The organism is Nocardia sp. A7, from assembly GCF_046549215.1.
Classification (GTDB): domain Bacteria; phylum Actinomycetota; class Actinomycetes; order Mycobacteriales; family Mycobacteriaceae; genus Nocardia.
In genome coordinates, this window is record NZ_JAJPWE010000001.1 from 603,916 (window position 1) to 620,986 (window position 17,071).

General features: G+C 68.6%; 5 protein-coding genes. All 5 read left to right on the forward strand.

Annotation, left to right across the window (positions count from 1 at the left end; all coding sequences use genetic code 11):
• Positions 1-30 precede the first annotated feature (30 nt).
• Genes ACLJPD_RS02695 through ACLJPD_RS02715 form a run of 5 tightly spaced genes read left to right on the forward strand, consistent with a single transcriptional unit; the run spans position 31 to position 17,046 of the window.
• Positions 31-13,293 carry an amino acid adenylation domain-containing protein gene (locus tag ACLJPD_RS02695; protein WP_410870092.1) on the forward strand — a complete coding sequence of 4,421 codons (13,263 nt, stop codon included), beginning with the start codon at positions 31-33 and terminating at the stop codon, positions 13,291-13,293.
• Positions 13,290-14,300, forward strand: a complete 1,011-nt coding sequence (locus ACLJPD_RS02700; RefSeq protein ID WP_410870093.1) for an ATP-binding cassette domain-containing protein — start codon at positions 13,290-13,292, stop codon at positions 14,298-14,300. The genes ACLJPD_RS02695 and ACLJPD_RS02700 overlap by 4 nt, the downstream gene beginning before the upstream one ends.
• Positions 14,297-15,115 carry an ABC transporter permease gene (locus tag ACLJPD_RS02705; RefSeq protein WP_410870094.1) on the forward strand — a complete coding sequence of 273 codons (819 nt, stop codon included), beginning with the start codon at positions 14,297-14,299 and terminating at the stop codon, positions 15,113-15,115. The genes ACLJPD_RS02700 and ACLJPD_RS02705 overlap by 4 nt, the downstream gene beginning before the upstream one ends.
• Positions 15,115-15,903: an ABC transporter permease gene (locus ACLJPD_RS02710; RefSeq protein WP_410870095.1), complete on the forward strand. Its 789-nt coding sequence runs from the start codon at positions 15,115-15,117 to the stop codon at positions 15,901-15,903. The genes ACLJPD_RS02705 and ACLJPD_RS02710 overlap by 1 nt, the downstream gene beginning before the upstream one ends.
• Positions 15,904-15,951: 48 nt before the next feature.
• Positions 15,952-17,046 (forward strand): ABC transporter substrate-binding protein, encoded by a 1,095-nt coding sequence (locus ACLJPD_RS02715; protein WP_410870096.1) that lies wholly within the window; start codon positions 15,952-15,954, stop codon positions 17,044-17,046.
• Positions 17,047-17,071: the final 25 nt, after the last annotated feature.

Genomic DNA, 17,071 nt, shown 5'->3' on the forward strand with positions numbered 1-17,071 from the left:
AACTCCAGACGTGAGAACGCAGGTCAGCTGATGATCCAGCCCGCTTCGCACACCTCCGATGCCGTCGTACCCGAAGGCCCGTTTCCGTTGTCCGCCGCCCAGCGCGGCATCTGGTTCGCCCAGCACATCGCCGGCGACACTCCGATCTCCATCGCCCAGTACGTCGAACTGACCGGCGCGGTCGACCTCCCGATGCTGACCGCCGCGGTCCAGCGGACCGGTCGTGAGTTCGGCACCGGGTACCTGCGGCTGGTCGATATCGACGGTGATCCCCATCAGCTCGTCGACCTGACCCTCGACGACGGCATCGCCGAACTGGATCTGCGCGAGCACCCCGACCCGGAAGCGGCGGCGCACGCGTGGATGCGCGCCGAGTACACCGCGCCGTTGGATGTGATGCGCGACCGATTGGTCCGCCTTGCCATGCTGCGCGTCGCCGAGGATCGCTGGTTCTGGTACGCGCGCATGCACCACATCGTGCTGGACGGAATGGGCGCGCTGGCGCTGGTGCAGCGCGTCGGCGAGCTCTACAACGCCGCCTTCGAGGGTCGTGCGCTGCCGCCGACCAAGGCCGAGCCGTTGCAGAGGATCGTCGAAGCCGATCAGGCTTACCGCACCTCCGACCGTTTCACGACCGACCGCGAATACTGGCGCGAGCACCTGGCCGCACTGGCCGACCCGGTCACGCTCGCCGGCCGCGACGCCGAGGTCGACGCCCACCCGAACCGGGTCTCGGGCGCACTGCCCCCGGAAACCGGCGCCCTGCTGGATTCCGTTGCCGCGTCCGTCAATTCGGGTGTCGCGCCGACGGTGGTCGCGGCGTTCGGCGCCTATCTCGCCGCGATGACCGGTGCCGAGGAAGTGGTCCTCAGCCTGCCGGTTTCCGCACGGACCTCGGCAATCCTGCGTCGCTCGGGCGGCATGCTCGCCAATGTCGTTCCGTTGCGGGTGAGCCTCGCGCCCACCACCACGGTCGGGGCCGCGATCCTCGCTGTGCAGAGCGAGCTGACCGGCGCGTTGCGACGCCAGCGGTACCGCCAGGAGGACATCGTCCGCGATCTCGGCTGGGCCATGGACGAGGCGGCGTCGTTCGGGCCCGCCGTGAATCTCATGATGGTGGACACCAAGATCGCGCTCGGCCCGGTCGTCGGGCGGCTCCATGTGCTCACCTCCGGTCTGATCGACGATCTGTTCGTCAACCTGTATCCGGGCGTCGGCGGCGAGAGCACCCACATCGACCTGCAGGGCAACGCGAACCTGTACAGCGACGCCGAGCTGGCCGGGCATCACGAGCGCTTCCTCCGGTTCCTGCATCGTTTCCTCGTCGCCGGGGCGGACGCCCCGCTGTCGACGGTGCCCGTCATCTCGGCGGCCGAGCAGGCGGTCTCGGTGCCCGCGCGTGGTCCGGTCGGCGTCGCGACGCGCACCCTGCCCGAGATCCTCGCCGCGGGCGCCGCGATCGACCCGGACGCGGTGGCGCTGCGGTGGGGCGTCGACGACACACTGAGCTATCGCGAAGTCGACGACCACACCAATCGCCTGGCCCGCCTGCTGATCGCCGCGGGAGCAGGCCCCGAACACCCGGTCGCGCTGTCTGTTCCACGTTCGGCGGAGTCGGTGCTCGCCACCATCGCGGTGGCCAAGACCGGCGCGCCGTTCGTCCCGATCGATCCGACTTATCCCGACGACCGGATCGAGCACATGATCGACGACAGCGGTGTCGTCACCGGTGTGACCGTCGGGCAGGCGCGAAAGCCGTTGCCCGACAAGGTCGAGTGGCTCTCGCTCGATGACGAAGCCACCGTCACGAAGCTCGCCGCCCAGGATGGCGCGCCGATCACCGACGCCGACAGAACCGCCGCGATCCACCCCGATCAGATCGCCTACATCATCTACACCTCCGGGTCGACCGGACTGCCAAAGGGCGTGCTGGTCTCGCATCGGGGCCTGGCCAATCTCGCCGCGAGTTCGGGTGCCGGATTCGGGGTCGAGTCCGACTCCGTTGTCGCCCACGCTGTTTCGCCGAGTTTCGATATCTCCGTCGAGGAGATCGTGGTCACCCTGGCCGCGGGCGCCACCCTGGCGGTGGTGCCGCCGTCGGCGTACGCGGGCGAGGACATGGCACAGGTGTTGCGCACGCATCGCGTCACCCATCTCAATGTCACGCCGGCCGTTGTCGGTTCGCTCGATCCGGCGACGCTGCCCGCGCTGCGCACGATCGTGGTCGGCGGTGACGCGTGCCCACCGGAACTGGTGGCGAAGTGGGCCGGTCGCTCGCTGATCAACGGGTACGGGCCCACCGAAACCACCGTCACCACCACGCTGAGCGAACCGCTGGTCCCCGGCGCCCCGGTGACGATCGGCAGCCCGGTCGGCGGGGTGTCCGGCCTGGTGCTCGACCCCTGGCTGCGCCCGGTACCGGCGGGCACCGTAGGTGAGTTGTACCTCGCGGGCCCCAGTGTCGCGCGTGGTTATCACCGGCGCTGCGGCTTGACCGCGAGCCGGTTCGTCGCGAATCCGCACGCAGCCGGCGCACGGATGTATCGCACCGGCGACCTGGTGCGCTGGACCGACACCGAGGGCCGATTCTGTCTGGAATACCAGGGCCGCAGCGATTTCCAGGTGAAGGTGCGCGGATATCGGATCGAACTCGGCGAGATCGATGCCGCGTTGCAGCGGCTGCCCGGTATCGATTTCGCGATCACTCTCGGCGTCGATTCGCCGACCGGCGCCACCGCGCTCGTCGCCTATGTCACCGCCGAGTCGGGTACCGACACCCATCCCGAGGCGGTGAAAGCCGCTGTCGGCGAGACACTTCCGGCCTATATGGTGCCCGCTGTCGTGATGGTGCTCGACCGGATACCGTTGACACCGCTCGGCAAGGTGGACCGGAAGGCCCTGCCCGCGCCCGATTTCGGTGCCCGCGCGGTGGCGAGCCGGGCGCCGTCCACGCCGCGCGAGCAAGCCCTGGCAGTCCTGTTCGCCGAGGTGCTCGGACTCGACGCGGTCGGTGTCGACGACAGCTTCTTCGCCCTCGGCGGCGACAGCATCGTGTCCATCCAGCTGGTCTCGCGCGCGAAGGCCGCGGGCATCTCGTTCAGCGCCCGTGATGTCTTCGAACGCAAGACTGTCGCCGCGTTGGCGGCTGTCGCCGACGACACCGAGGTCCACGTGGTGGACGAACTGCCCGGCGGTGGTGTCGGCCCGGTGGCACTCACCCCGATCGTGCACGCGATGGTCGAGCACGCGGACACCTGGGGACGCTATGGGCAGGCCGTGCTGATCGGGCTGCCCGACGGCTTCGATCGCCCGCGGCTCGCGGCGGCGCTCCAGGTCCTGCTCGACCACCACGACCTGCTCCGTTCTTCGCTGCGCCGGGCGCACAACGGCTGGGAATGGGTTGTCGCCGACCGTGGTTCGGTTGACGCCGCGACTTTGATCGCCGTGGTCCAGACCGATGCCGAGACTGCGATCGAAGCCGATAACGCAGTCGACCGCGCGCTACAGGACGCCGCGGATCTGCTCGATCCCGCCGCGGGTGCGGTGGCCCGGTTCGTCCTTGTCGAACGTGCCGACGCCACCCCGCTGTGTTGGCTGGTGTTGCACCACCTGGTCACCGACGGTGTCTCATGGCGAATCCTGTTGCCGGACTTGGCTGCCGCGGCGTTCGGCGGCGAGCTTGACCCCGTCGGCACCTCCTTCCGCCGCTGGGCGCACAGCCAGGCCGAGAACGCCACGACACGTCTCGACGAACTGCCGATCTGGCAACGAATCCTGGCGACCCCCGACCCGCCGTTCGCCCGGGCCGACGATCAGAGCGCCAGCAGCGCGAACCCACCCCCGGACTCCTTCGACCCGGCCCTCGACGTGGTCGCCACCATGGCGCAGTGGCAGACGACGGTGCCCTCGGATATCGCGCACGCCGCCCTGCACGCGGTGCCCGAGCGATTCCATTGCGGCGCGGACGATGTGCTGCTCGCCGCGCTCGCGATGGCCGTGTCCCGCTGGCGTGACCGCGCGGGCGCGCTGCTGACGCTGGAAGGCCACGGCCGCGATGAATCCCTGCTGCCCGGTGCCGATGTCGCGCGCACGGTCGGCTGGTTCACCAGTGTGTACCCGGTCGCGCTCGACCTGACCGGCATCGACCTCGGCGACGCCTTCGCCGGTGGCAGGGCGGCGGGTTCGGCGATCAAGGCGACCAAGGAGCAGTTGCGGTCGGTCCCCGATCGTGGTGTCGGCTTCGGCCTGCTCCGCTATCTGAACGACGAGACCGCCGCGGCGCTGGCCGACGCACCCACACCGCAGCTGAGCTTCAACTATCTCGGCAGGGCGGTGACCGGTGACGGGCAATGGGTACCGCGACGCTTCGCCGCGACCAACGACGACCGGGCCCCACTGGCGGCCGTCGTCGACATCAACGCGGTGCTGACCGATGCCGGACTGGAGGTCACCTGGGCCTACGCGAGCAGGCTGCTCGACGAGGCCGACGTGCGCGAGTTCGCCGACCTGTGGGCGCAGGCCCTGTACGCGCTGGTCAACCATGCCGGAACCGGCGACGCGGGTGGCCGCACCCCTTCTGATTTCGCCCTCGTCGCCCTCGATCAACCCCAGATCGAACGCTGGGAGCACGCCTACCCGAAGCTCACCGACGTCTGGCCGCTCTCGCCACTGCAGTACGGCCTGCTCTTCCACGCGCTCTACGACTCCGACACCGCCGACGGTTACACGGTCCAATCGCTGCTCACCCTGGCGGGCACCGTCGATGCCGCCCGCCTACGCGGCGCGGCGCAGGCGCTGATCGATCGGCACGAGAACCTGCGCGTCGCTTTCGTCGAAACCGATGACGGCCCACGCCAACTGGTCCTTTCCGCGGCCGAGATCCGGTGGCACGAAGTGGATCTCACCGCGATCGACGACGAACAGCGCGCCGAGGAACTCGACCGGGTGATCGAGCTCGACGCATTGACCCGTTTCGACCTGACCCGCCCCCCGCTCCTGCGCTTCACCCTGATCAGGACCGCCGAGGAGACCTTCCGGCTCGTCATGACCAATCACCATCTGGTGCTGGACGGTTGGTCGACACCGCTGCTGGTTCGGGAACTGCTGGCCCTGTACGTCACCGCGGGCGACGCGTCGATCCTGCCGCCCGCCCGGTCCTACCGCGAATTCCTGTCCTGGCTCGAGGAGCAGGACACCGAGGCATCGCTCGCGGCATGGAAGCAGGCCATGGCCGGAATCGATACCCCGACTCGCGCTGTCCCCACGCTCGCCGGGATCGAGTCGACCGAGACCGCGATGCTCTCGCGGGATCTGTCCGCCGCCACGGTCGCGGTACTCGAGTCCGCCGCCCGAGACGCGGGCGCGACCGTGAACACCCTGGTCCAGGCGGGTTGGTCGATGCTGCTGGCCATGCTCACCGGCCGCACCGATGTGGTGTTCGGCGCCACGGTGTCGGGTCGGCCGCCGGAACTGCCCGGTGTCGAGGAGATGGTCGGGCTCTTCATCAACACCGTCCCGGTGCGGGTGACGCTGGATCCGTCGGAGCAGGTTCGCGACCTGCTGGCCCGGGTGCAGGCCGAACAGGTGCGGCTCATGGACCACCAGCACGTCGGCCTCGCCGCCATTCACCGCGTTGTCGGGCTGGCCGAATTGTTCGACACGCTCACCGTTTTCGAGTCCTACCCCATCGATCGCGAGGCATTGTCGCAGGCCTTGGACATCGCGGGCATGCGGGTGCTCGACGTCGAAGGCACCGACGCGACACCATATCCGTTGAACCTCATGGTGATTCCGCTGCGCGGCGAGGCCGGTGCGGGCGATGCCCTGCGCATCACCGTGAAATTCATGGCCGACCAGCTGGAATCCACTGCGGCACAGTCACTCCTGGACAGGTTTGTCCGGCTCCTTTCGCAACTCGCCGAGAATCCGCACGTCCTGGTGTCGCAACTACAGAGCTGTAGCGAAGCTGAATTCGCCACACTCGCACCGGTGCACGGTCCGCCGTCGTTGCCCATGCGCACACTGCCCGACATCCTCACCGCAGGCGCGCGCATCGATCCCGACGCGATCGCGGTCAGCGCGGGCGAGCTGCGGATGAGTTATGGCGATCTCGACGCCTGGTCGAATCGATACGCCCGGGTCCTGCTCCGTCGCGGGATCGGCCCCGAGGTGTTCGTCGTGCTCGCGCTGACCCGGTCGCTGGAATCGGTGGTCGCCGTATGGGCGCTGGCCAAGACCGGGGCGGCCTTCGTCCCGCTGGATCCGAGCTACCCGGTGGACCGGATCGAGCACATGCTCACCGATTCGAAAGCCCCGATCGGTGTCACCGTGACCGCCACCGGCGAGGACCTGCCCGGGTCCATCGACTGGCTGCTGCTCGACGACCTGAACACCATGCGCCGCGCGATGCTCGTATCGGACGCGCCGATCACCGACGCCGAACGCGGCGGCCTGATCAATATCGACCACACCGCGTACCTGATCTACACCTCCGGTTCCACCGGCAAGCCGAAAGCGGTTCTGCTCAGCCATCGCGGCATCGCCAATCTCGTCGCCGCCCAGCGTGAAACGCTGGCGCTCGACCCGACCGCCAGCGCACTGCAAGTCGCCTCCCCCAGCTTCGACGCCTCCGTCTTCGAGATGCTGACCGCGCACGCCGCGGGTGGACGCCTGGTCGTGTCGCCGCCGGAGGTGTACGGCGGCAGCGAACTCGAGACGCTGCTGCGCACCGAACGGGTCACCCATGCGGTGATCACCCCGTCGGCGCTGGCGACGATGGAACCCACCGATCTCACCGATCTGCGGGTGCTGTCGGTGGCCGGTGAGGCGGCCACCCCCGAGCTCATCGAGAAATGGGCCGTGGGTAGGCGGATGGTGAATCTGTACGGCCCCACCGAGTTCAGCATCTGGGCGAGCGGACCCGCCGAACTGGTCGCGGGCGAGCCGGTGACCATCGGCGGACCGATTCGCGGTGCGGCGCTGGTGGTGCTGGACAGCTGGTTGCGGCCGGTGCCGACCGGCATCGCGGGCGAACTGTATCTGGCCGGGCCCGCACTGGCACGCGGCTACTTCAACCGGTTCGAGATGACCGCGAGCCGGTTCGTCGCCAACCCCTTCGGCGCCGCCGGAGAGCGGATGTACCGGACCGGTGACATGGTGCGCTGGGTCGCGGGTGACGAACCCACCCTGGAATACCTGGGCCGCAGCGACTTCCAGGTCAAGATCCGTGGCCTGCGGATCGAACTCGGCGAGATCGACGCGGTGCTCTCGCGCGCCGATGAGGTCGACTACGCGGTGACGATCGGACGCGAGGGACCGGCGGGTGCCACTGTGCTCGTGTCCTACGTGGTTTCCGTACCGGGCATCGAACTCGATACCGAACGACTGCGCGCACAGGTCGCGGCGGAACTGCCCGGTTACATGGTGCCCGCCTATATCGTTGTGCTGGAAGACATCCCGCTCACACCCGTCGGCAAACTGGATCGCAAGGCCCTGCCGATACCGGACTTCTCGGCCGCCCAGCAGTCCTATCTCGCACCACGCACGCCGATCGAACAGGCCGTCGCCGCGGTGTTCGCCGACGTACTCGGCAGCGAACGGGTCAGCGTCGACCAGTCCTTCTTCGAACTCGGCGGCAACTCGCTGAGCGCGACAAAAGTTGTGGCGCGGGTCAATTCGGCGCTCGGCTCCACCATCGCCCTACGCGACCTGTTCGACGCACCGAGCGTGGCCCAACTGTCGTCCCGGGTCGTTCCCGCCGCCGAGGGCAGTCCGGGCCGACCCGCGTTGGCCCCACGCCTGCGCCCCGACCGCATCCCCCTGTCCCCCGCCCAGCAGCGCATGTGGGTACTCAACCAACTCGACCCGGACTCGTCGGCCTACAACATCGCGATCGCCCTTCGCCTCACCGGAGACCTGGATGTGGAGGCCATGCGCCGAGCGCTCGCCGACGTGGTCGAACGCCAGGAAAGCCTGCGCACCCGCTACCCCGCCGACGCCGAAGGCCCACGCCAGGTCATCGTCGGCATCGATACCGCCACCCCCGCCATGCCACTGATCGACACCGAAGACGGTGCGCCCCTGCGTGATCGAATCAACGAACTGGCCGGAACCGGTTTCGACCTCACCCGGCAGGCACCACTGCGCGTCGGCCTGTTCCGCCTCGACAGCCGTGTCGGCATCGCGCCAGTGCATGTTGTCGTTCTCGTGGTCCATCACATCAGCGCGGACGGGGCGTCGATGGCGCCGCTGGCGGCCGACCTGGTGGCCGCGTACTCGGCACGGGTATCGGGCGGCACATCCACTCAACCCCCGCTCGCGGTGCAGTACGCGGACTTCGCGCTGTGGCATCGCGAGCTGCTCGGCAGCGGGTCGGATTCTGTCGCAGCGCGGCAGATCCGCTATTGGAGCGAGACCCTCGCGGGTGCACCGGATGCGCTGGAGCTACCCACCGACCGCCCCCGGCCGGCGGTACAGACGATGCGCAGCGACGACGTCGACTTCGCCATCGACGAGCAAACACACCGCGCGCTGGTCGAATTCGCCGCCGCGCACAACGTCAGCGTCTTCATGGTGGTGCACGCCGCCCTCGCCGTACTACTGGCTCGACTCGGCGGCACCGGTGACATCGTCATCGGCACACCGATCGCGGGGCGCGGCGAGGCCGCGCTGGACGACTTGGTCGGCATGTTCGTCAACACCCTTGCCCTGCGCACGCCCGTCGACCCCGGCACCGGATTCCGACAACTACTCGCCACCGTCCGCACCGCCGATCTCGACGCCTTCGGTCACGCCGACGTGCCGTTCGAGCAGCTCGTCACCGCACTCGACCCGACCCGATCGACCGCCCACCACCCGCTGTTCCAGGTGTCGCTGTCGCTACAGAACTTCATCGAACCGGTGCTCGAACTGCCCGGCCTGCGCTTCGAAGTCGAGGACTTCGACCGCCGTTCCTCGGCCTTCGACCTCACCCTCGACCTGCGCGAGCGGTTCGGCGAAACAGGACCCGCTGGCATCGAAGGCGTCCTGACCTATGCCACGGATCTGTTCGACGCGACCACGGTCACCGCGTTCGCGACCCGATGGCGGCAGGTGCTCACCACCGTCCTCACCGACATCGACATCCGCCTCGCCGATATCGACATCCTCGCCGAATCCGAACGCGCGGAACTGATTCCGGTGCACGGCCCCGCCACCGCCGCAACGACCACCTTGGCCGAACTGCTCACCACCACTGCGACAACCTTCCCCGACCGACCCGCCCTGGTCTGCGAGACCACGATCGACTACCGCGCTCTGAACGCCCGGTCGAACCAGTTGGCCAGGCTGCTGATCGAGGCGGGTGCACACACGGAAACCGTTGTTGCCCTTGGTCTCCCACGCTGTGCCGAACTCCACACCGGTATCTGGGCGGCGGCGAAAGTCGGCGCGGCGTTCCTGCCGGTCGACCCGAAACATCCGGCGGACCGCATCGACCACATGCTCACCGATTCCGGCGCCCAGGTCGGGATCACGCTCGCCGAGTATCTGCCGAAACTCTCCGACACCACGCGCTGGCTGATCCTCGACGACGCAGACTTCGCCACCCGCCTCGACGCCACCGACGACGCCGACCTCACCACCGAGGAGCTCCCGGTCCCGATCAGGGTGGAGAACCCGGCCTGGATGATCTACACCTCCGGCTCCACCGGTACCCCGAAGGGCGTCACCGTCACCCACCGCGGCCTGGCCGACCTGGTCGCCTCCCAGCGCACCGACCTCACTCTCGACGAACACGCCCGAGTGATGCAGGTGGCCTCCCCGAGTTTCGACGCGTCGATCTTCGAGGCACTCATGGCCTTCGGCTGCGGCGGCGCCTCGGTGATAGCCCCGCCGGATATCTTCGGCGGCGCACCGCTGGCGGAACTGATCGCCGCCGAAGGGGTTACCCACATGGTGATCACGCCGTCGGCACTTGCCACCATCGATTCCGCCGAGGTATCGAGCCTGCGGGTGCTCGCGGTCGCGGGCGAGGCGGTGGGCCCCGATCTGGTCGCGCGCTGGTGCGGCGGTGCCGGTGCTCGGACAATGATCAACCTGTACGGACCGACCGAATACACCATCTGGGCAACGGGTTCCGAGCCGCTGTCTGCCACGGAACCGGTCACCATCGGCGCCCCTGTTCGCGGTGCCGCGGCGCTCGTCCTCGACGACCGGCTCCGCCCCGTGCCGGTCGGTGTCGCGGGTGAGCTGTACCTCGCAGGCACCGCCCTCGCACGGGGGTACCACGCCCGGCCAGCCCTGACGGCGGCCAGATTCGTCGCCAACCCATTCGGGCGTCCCGGTGAATGCCTGTATCGCACGGGCGATCTGGTGCGGTGGAATCGTACCTACACCTCCGCTCGATCCGACAATCTCGCCGGTCCACCTACCGGATTGGCACTGGAATATCTCGGCCGCACCGACTTCCAAGTCAAGGTGCGCGGCCAGCGCATCGAACTGGGCGAGATCGACGCGGTTCTCAGCGCCATCGACGGCGTCGATCTCGCAGTGACACTGGGTGTTCCGGGCCCCACCGGGTCCACCGCGCTGGCCGCGTACCTGGTGCGTCTGCCCGGCACAGACCTCGATGTCGCCCACATCCGCGCCCTCGCCGCCGACACCCTGCCCGCCTACATGGTCCCCGCCGCGTTCATCGTGCTGGACGAGATCCCCATCAACGCAGTCGGCAAGCTCGACCGAAAAGCGCTGCCGGAGCCGGTGTTCGTCACCGACGACACCCCCTACCGCGCACCGCAGACACCGACCGAACAGGTGCTCGCCGAGGTCTACGCAGAACTGCTCGGCCGCGCACAGGTCGGCGTCGACGACTCGTTCTTCGCCCTCGGTGGCGACAGCATCCTCGCCATCCAGCTCGTCACCCAGGCGAAGCTGCGCGGCGTGCACTGCACACCGCTGCAGGTTTTCGAACACCGCACGGTGGCGGCACTCGGCGCGGCCGTGGATGCCGCCGAGACGTTCGTGGCACTCGCGGAACTGCCCGGCGGCGGCAACGGCGACCTCCCACTGACCCCGATCGTCCGGTACATGATCGAACGCGGCGGCGATTTCGACCGGTTCGCCCAAACCGCCGTGTTGGAACTGCCCGTCGGCATCGACCGCGCGCGACTCGTCACCACACTCACCGCCGCGATCGACCGACACGACATGCTGCGAGCCCGGCTGTGGGCAGCCGAGAACGACTGGCGGCTGCGCGTGGCCGACCCCGGCTCGATCGACGTCGACGCACTCGTCCACCGCACAGCCTTCGACCCCACCGACTCGATCGACCTGCGCGAATACGCCCAGACCGAACTCGACTCCGCGATGAACCGCCTGCACCCGGCCGACGGCGTCGTCCTGCAGTTCGTGTGGCTGGATCCGGTCGGCAACGCAGGCTCGCACACCCAACCCGGACGCCTGATCATCGTCGCCCACCACCTCGCGATCGACAGCGTGTCGTGGCGAATCCTGGTGCAGGACTTGATCGCCGCCTGGGCCCAGGTGTCGGCAGGCGCCACCCCGATCCTGCCCGAGATCGGCACCTCGATGCGGCGCTGGTCGCATGCCCTGACCGAGCAGGCCCACTCCGAACGACGCCTGGCCGAACTCCCGTACTGGCAACAGGTGGTGAACGGCCCCGACCCGCTGCTCGGTTCCCGCCACCTCGATCCCGCCACAGATCAGGCGCAGACGGTCCGGCGCCTCGACATCGAGGTCGACGAGAGCACCACGACCGCCCTGCTCACCACCCTGCCCCGTCTGTTCCATGGCAGCGTCACCGACGCGCTGTTCGCCACCCTGGCCCTGGCATTGGTGCGCTGGCGTGCGCGCAGAGGCGTGGACGAGCCCTCGGCGCTGCTGCGTCTGGAAGGCCATGGCAGACAGGAGGAAGTGGTGCCGGGCGCCGATCTGTCCCGGACCGTCGGCTGGTTCACGAACCTGTACCCGGTGCGGCTCGATCTCGCCGACGTCGATATCTCGGACGCGCTGGCGGGTGGACCGGCCATGGGCGCGGCCATCCGCAAGGTCAAGCACGACCTGCTCGCCGTCCCGGACAAAGGCATCGGATTCGGCCTGCTGCGCTACCTGAATCCTGCAGCAGCAGAACAGCTCCCGAGCCGCCTGCCCGGCCAGATCTGCGTGAACTACCTCGGTCGACACACCTCGGTCGACACACCCACCGGCCTCGAAGGCCTCGGCTGGCTACCCACCGACGCGCTCGGCGATCTCGCGGCGGCCGAGCATCCGACCGTGCCGATCATGTCCGCCATCGACATCAACGCCATGGTCGTCGGCAACCGCCTTCAGGCCGATTTCGGTTACGCGGCAGAGCTTCTGGCGCGTGAAGATGTCGCCGAACTCGCGCAGCTGTGGGTCGAGGCACTCGACACGGCAGCACGATTCGCCGAAACCCCTGCGGCCCAGACTGCTTCGGCCGACGAAGCCGCCGCCATGACAGCGTCCACGCAACCAGGACCGACCGGTCTGGGTCTCGATGTGCTGCTGCCGATTCGCCCCGACGGCGACCGACCCGCCCTCTTCTGCGTCCACTCCTCCTCCGGAATGTCCTGGAGCTACCTGGGTTTCGCCGAACAACTACGGCCCGGCCGCCCGATCTACGGACTACAGGCACCCGACCTCAGCGGCCGCGAACCCTCCGCGCGCTCTATCGAGGAATTCGCCCAGCGCTACGTGCGCGAGATCCGCGCAGTGCAGCCGAGCGGCCCCTATCACCTGCTCGGCTGGTCCTTCGGCGGACTCATCGTCCAGGCCATGGCGGTGGAACTGCAAGCCGAAGGCGAGCAGGTCGGCGTCGTCGCGCTCCTTGACACCGACACCGCCGACATCGACGGCGACACCATCGAACGCCTCTCGCCGGGCGCCTTCATCAACACCTTCGGCGCCATCTTCGGCATCGACGACGTCCCCGCCGAATCGTCCGCCGAACAAGCGGCCGAGCTCATCACCGCCCGACTCGGCGGCGTAGAACTCATCGACGCCGCCACCATCGCACGAATGGCGGGCTCCTACAACGCCTCCGCCGGCACGCGGACCGGCTATCAGCGCCCGATCTACCACGGCGACATCGTCTATTTCAGCGCCACCGTGGATCCCGCCGAATGGATGGGACCCGACGGTTGGCGGCCCTATGTCACCGGCACCATCACCAACCACGACGTCGACGTGACCCACGACGACCTGACCAATCCCTATGCACTGTCGGTGATCTCGCCGTTGCTCGATGACCACTTGGAAGCAGGAGACCGGATATGAGCGTCGAACACACTCTCGTGCAGAGCAACCCGCGCACCGGCGGTGTCGTGGTCGAAGGGATCGAGAAGTCCTTCGGCGACGTGCACGCCCTGCGCGGTGTCGATTTCGTGGCCGCCCCCGGCGAGGTGCTCGGAATCCTCGGCCCCAACGGCGCGGGCAAGACGACCATGGTGAACATCCTGTCCACGCTCGTCACCCCCGACAGCGGCACCGCCGTGGTCGCCGGGCACGATGTCGTCGCCGACCCGGCCGCCGTCCGCAAACGCATCATGCTGACCGGCCAATACGCCGCGCTCGACGACATGCTCAGCGGCTACGAGAACCTCGTCATGTTCGGCAGACTGATGGGCCTGCGCAGACCGGCGGCGCAGGCCAGGGCCCGCGAACTGCTCGGCGAATTCGATCTGGAGAAGGCGGCGAACCGGCGCGTCGGCACCTACTCGGGCGGTATGCGGCGCCGCATCGACATCGCCTGCGGGCTGGTGGTGCGACCCGATGTCGTGTTCCTCGACGAGCCGACCACCGGCCTCGACCCCCGCAGCAGGCAGGGCGTCTGGGACCTGGTGCGCAGCTTCAAGACCGCGGGCATCACGACCCTGCTCACCACCCAGTACCTGGAGGAAGCCGACGCGCTCAGTGACCAGATCATCGTGATCGACCACGGCGTGGTGATCGCCTCCGGCACCGCCGACGAGCTGAAACATCGCACCGGCGGCAGCTACTGCGAGATCGTGCCGCTGGATCTGGAAGGGCTGCCGACCATCGTCGCCGCGCTCGGCTCGCTGCTTCCCGCGGAGAACCTGGTCGCGCTCACTCCCGAATCGGACCGCATCACCATCCCCGCGCCCGACGGCGCCAAAACGCTCGCCGAGGCACTGCGCCGACTCGACAACGCCGCGGTCGAACTCGTCGACATCGCCCTGCGCAGGCCCTCGCTCGACGATGTGTTCCTGCAGCTCACCGGCCACCTGGCCTCGAACGAGGACGAATCGAAGGCCACGGCATGACCGCCGCCACCTGGAACACCTCCGCGCGCGCGACACCGCAGACGGTGCAGCAGTGGTGGGTCCTGAGCACCCGGCTGATCGTGCCCTCGATCAAATCCGGCGAGTTCCTCGCCTCGGTACTCGCACCCGCGGCCTTCACGGCCAGCTTCTACATTCCGCTGAAAACCGTGATGACGTTCTCCGGCAACGGTTTCAGCAGCTACGCCCAGTACATGATGCCGCTGGTGATCCTGCAGGCCGCCGCGTTCACCGCCATCTCGGCGGCGTTCCGTTCGGCCACCGATTCCGTGGCCGGCCTCAACCGCCGCTTCGGCGCGATGCCGCTGCGCCCGCTGGTTCCGGTCGCGGCGCGGATGTCGGCCAACCTGTTCCGGCTGCTCATCTCGTTGGCCGCGGGGATCGCCGCGGGCTATGTGATCGGTTTCCGGTTCCGGCTCGACGCCGCGCACACTCTCGGATATCTGGCGTTCTCGATCCTCATCGGACTCGCGTTCACCCTCGGCGCGGATGTGATCGGCACGCTGTCCAAGAGCCCCGAAGCCACCTCGCAGGCACTGCTACTACCCCCGTTGATTTTCGGCATGCTCTCGACCGGTCTCGCCCCGGCCAGCCAGTTCCCGGAGTGGATCCAGTGGTTTGTCCGCAATCAACCGGTCTCCCAGTTCGCGATCGTGTTGCGCGCGCTGGCCGGTGACACCAAAGGCAACGCCGGGACGGTGACCTGGTCGCTGGTGACCCCGTCGCTGCTCTGGCTTGCCGCGATGGTGGCGATCTGCACGCCGGTGGCCATCCGGCTGAGTTCCAGGAGGGCCTGATGGCAGAACAACTCGAGACCTCAGCGGCGTCGCTGCTGCGGCACACGCTGATCCAGACCGAACGGCTGCTGGTGCGCTGGGCACGCAACCCGGTCACGCTGCTGGAGACCCTGCTCATCCCGTGTCTGCTGCTGGTGATGCTCGACATCGTGGTGGGCGGCCAGATCCAGAAGTTCACCGGCGACGATGCCCTCTACGGCTCGGTGCCGATGGTCGCCCTCGTCGGCGCGCTGTCCGGCGCCGTCGCCAGTGGCGTGCTACTCGGCCGGGAACGCGACGCCGGCCTGCTGGCCAAATTCTGGGTGCTGCCCGTGCATCGTGCCTCCGGCCTGATCTCGCGCATCCTCGCCGAGGGCTGCCGCATCCTGCTCGGCACCGTGGCGGTGCTGATCGTCGGCTACCTGCTCGGCTTCCGTTTCCACCACGGCCCACTGGCCGCCTTGGTATTCCTGGCGATCCCCGTGGTGTTCGGACTCGCCTTCGCCACCATGGTCACCGCCGTGGCCGTCTATTCCGCGAAGGCCTCGCTGGTCGAGGGAATCACGATCCTCGCCTCGCTGATGATGTTCTTCAGCACCGGATTCGTACCGCTCGTCGCCTTCCCGACCTGGATTCAGCCAGTGGTCGCCAACCAGCCGATGTCGGTCGCCGTCGACGCCATGCGCGGCCTATCCGATCAGGGTCCCATCGCCCGGCCCCTGCTGCTCACCCTGGCCTGGTCCGGCGCCGCCCTCCTGTTGTTCGCCGTGCCCGCGGCCATCGGCTTCCGGCGCGCGAGCCGCCGGTAGCTCGGCCCGCGACACTCCTACCGGTGGCCACGCAGTACCCTCGTGCGCATGCTGGCGAGCGCCCGAAACCGCACCCGATTCCGTCGCACCGCCGAGCCGGGCGGGCGCGTCCGCTCGCGCGGCTTCGTCGTAGCCGCCGCGTTGCTGTGCGCCGCCGTGCTCACCGCGGGGTGCGCGGAGAAACACGATGACGCGAGCACGATCATCCGCACCACCACGAACATCGCGGGTGCGGGTGTGGTCGGCGCCGATCGCGACACCGCGACCGCGTGCCCTGCCCCGAGCGCGCCCGACGCGGGTTCGGGCGCGACCCGCACGGTCACCCACACCGCCGGGGTCTCGCAGGTTCCCGCCGACCCGCAACGCATCGTCGTCCTCACCACCTCCGCACTGGACGCGGCCTGCGCGGTCGGCCTGTGGGAGCGGGTCGCGGGCGCGGTCACCCTCGACGGTGATCGTTCGCAGCCGATGTACCTCGGCTACGGCGTGGTGAAGGTGCCGAGCGTCGGCCCGATCGGTCAGCCCGACCCCGCCCGGATCGCCGAGCTGAAGCCCGACCTGATCCTCGGCGACCTCGCCCCGGCCGCCGGCGGATACGACGCACTGAGCAAGATCGCCCCCACGGTGCTGATCGGCGCGGGTGGCAGCTGGCAATCCGATTTCGCCGCCTACTCCGCGGGCATGAACCGCGACGACGCCGCCGACACCGCCCTGCAGAACTACCTCACCGAAGCGCACGATCTCGGCCCTGCGCTGAACGCGAGCCAGTCGCAGGCCTCGGTGCTGCGCTTCACCGCCGACACCACCCAGGTTCAGGGCTCCGAAACCTTCGCGGCCAAAGTCCTTTCCGACGTCGGCGTCCAGCGCCCGACCGCCCAGCGCGGCCCCTCCTTCGACCTCACCGAAGCCGACCTCGCCACCAAAGCCGAAGGCGACGTCATCTACGTGATGTTCGACGGCCCCGACGGCGAGGAACACGGCAAACAGGTCCTGCGATCCGAGCAGTTCGAAGGACTCGGCGCCGCGTCCGACAAGCGGGTCTTCGCGGTCGACGACAAGATCTGGCACACAACAGGTCTCACCGCCGCCCGCGCAGTCCTCACCGACCTGCGCAACAGCCTCAACGGCTACGTCACCGACTGACTACCGGCCGCCGTTCGGCGACACA